4 protein-coding genes and 1 pseudogene are annotated in these 1965 nt (G+C 62.4%); 1 reads left to right on the top strand and 4 read right to left on the bottom strand.

All coding sequences use genetic code 11. From position 1 onward, the window contains the following. Window positions 1-223: hypothetical protein (locus H7I87_RS09735; RefSeq protein WP_264002652.1), on the top strand; the 223-nt coding region annotated here is incomplete at its 5' end. Between the two features lie 270 nt (window positions 224-493). Here H7I87_RS09735 and H7I87_RS09730 read toward each other — a convergent pair. The 4 genes and pseudogenes from H7I87_RS09730 to H7I87_RS09715 all read right to left on the bottom strand — a co-directional run. After that, entirely contained in the window at window positions 494-874 is a 381-nt protein-coding gene (locus H7I87_RS09730; RefSeq protein ID WP_151312269.1) for a hypothetical protein, read from the bottom strand. Next, complete coding sequence (locus H7I87_RS09725) at window positions 865-1080, bottom strand: hypothetical protein (RefSeq protein ID WP_042791565.1); 216 nt, start codon at window positions 1078-1080, stop codon at window positions 865-867. The genes H7I87_RS09730 and H7I87_RS09725 overlap by 10 nt, the downstream gene beginning before the upstream one ends. A gap of 132 nt (window positions 1081-1212) precedes the next feature. Further along, on the bottom strand, window positions 1213-1644 hold the full coding sequence (locus tag H7I87_RS09720; RefSeq protein ID WP_063967122.1) for a PIN-like domain-containing protein: 432 nt from the start codon (window positions 1642-1644) through the stop codon (window positions 1213-1215). Then, a pseudogene (locus tag H7I87_RS09715) lies at window positions 1616-1965 on the bottom strand (Rv2018 family toxin-antitoxin system antitoxin); the annotation flags it as partial. The pseudogene H7I87_RS09715 and the gene H7I87_RS09720, both read right to left, overlap by 29 nt.

Below are 1965 nucleotides of genomic sequence, written 5' to 3'. Positions count from 1 at the left end.
CGCGGCGGCCTTCTCCTCCGGGCTGTACCTGCGCGTCGTCGGCTTCCCTGGCGACTGTTCCTTCGGCATTGCTCCATCCTCGTTTCCAAGGTCAGGAGCCTCCAGGATTTCCAGGGCGATTCACGCCTTTGCCGAAGGCGCTATCGGCTATTGGTTTGAGCGTGGTTTTGTCGTTGGCCCAGGCGGTTTCGATCGCGTCGAGGGCACTGTGGGCGTCTCGTGAAATCGTGCCGGCTTCAGCGATGACGGTTGCCGCGGTGCTTCGGGCCTGGTGTAGTTCGTCGCGAAGGGTTTCGAGGTGCTGGGCGGCCGTGCGGGCGCGTTCGGCGGTCTCTCCCTCCCAGTTCGGAGGGGCCGGTGACCCTGTTTGGTTTGGAGCCGCCCAGTCGGTTGGGCCTGCGCCTGTTCCGAGCACGCGCCGGGCCGCGGCAAGGTGCTCGTCAACCAGATGTTCTGCGTCGCTCATGGCTTTGAAATCGGTTCGGCAGGAATTTTACGCCAAGAGCTGCTGTGCGCGCTGGTGTGAAATTCCGAGCGCTGTGCCGATGTCTCGGACTGTGAGTCCCCGGGCTTTGAGTTCTCGTGCTGCTGCGCGGCGTTCGCGCGCGGATTCGGCTTGGGCGCGGGCAGCGTCTTCGCTGTATTTGCGGGCGAGCTCGAGGTGGTGTCGTACGTGCTCGGGCAGTTCAATCCGAATGTCGAGGTGGAATGAGTCATCGGGGATTTCTTTGAGCAATGCGATGAGGTCGCGGGCCATCGGTTCGACTTCGGTGAGGTTTCGGGCCTGGGTGTACTGGTCGAGTTCGGGGATGTGCACGAGCCAGTAGCGGTCACCACGGGTGGCGACCGCCTTGAAGGCCGTGGTCAACGCCACCACCCCTTCCCTAGTTTCGGTTCGCATTGTTTGTAGATCTTGATAGCCAGGTAGCCGTCGAGCTGCTGGTGGCGTGCGATCGGGATGATCAGCCCGTTGAGGTTGTAGATGGTGTGGTTTCCTCCTTCGCGCTGTACGTCGAAGCTCAGTCCCGCCTTCTTGGCGGCCTTCGTGATCTTCTCGACGACCTCTGTCCGTTTCGGCATAGTAGCAGTCTAGGGAGGGGTACCGACAGCTTGGCTACCGCGCCCTAGACGTCATCGGCTAGCCATCAGGCTACGCCGACTTCCCTGTTTGTCGAAGCGCACCGCAGGCCTGTCGGCGCCACAGATATTTGGTTAAACCAGCCGGGCGATTCTGCTGTCGTATACGAGGTATATGAACGGGCCGGGTGATTCTGCCGCGTGTGCGATGGCAGCGAGGTTGTCGAGGTAGCGTCGCGCGAGATTGCCGGCTGTCAGATCGGCGCGAGGTACGCAGAACATGCGCGCTCCTGTGCGGATGACGGTTTGGCGTTCGGCTTCGTTCCGGCGGATGTTGTCGTCCTTGTGGAAGGCGATCCAACCGCGCTCCGCTGTGAGGGCAATCCACTCGTTGTCGGACACGCTTTGGGCGGCGGTTTCTCCGTAGTGTTCGCGCATTGTCGTCAGTGCGATGCCGGCGGCGCGGAGGAGTTTGGGCAGTTGGATGGCGCCAAGGCTGCGGTCGATGAAGACGTGCGGAAGTCGCGCCGCGAGTGGATCAGGCGGCGATGGCGTCGAGAGCGTCACGGAGTTCGGCTTCGGTCACGCCGTAGTCCTCGGCGACCGCTTCGAATGTTTCGCCGGCGCGCAGCGGTCCGAGCGCATCGGCGACTTTTGCGCCGCTGCGGTCGAAGACCGGTTGGCCGTATCCCCGATACGGGTCAAGCACTACGTCGGCGGCGCCGTACTGAGGGAGGCGGATCATTTCGGCGAATTTGTCGTCACCGAAACGGATTTGCTTGAGGTAGTGCGCAACGATGTCTTTGAAGACGTACTGGCCGGATCTCGGCACGATGAGGCCTTTGACGACTTGTTCGTCGGGGCTGCCTTCGCCGGCCCGTTGAGCGA

Source organism: Mycobacterium timonense, assembly GCF_025821985.1.
In the GTDB taxonomy this organism is placed as follows: Bacteria; Actinomycetota; Actinomycetes; order Mycobacteriales; family Mycobacteriaceae; genus Mycobacterium; species Mycobacterium avium.
This window is presented reverse-complemented; position numbering and strand designations above follow the sequence as displayed.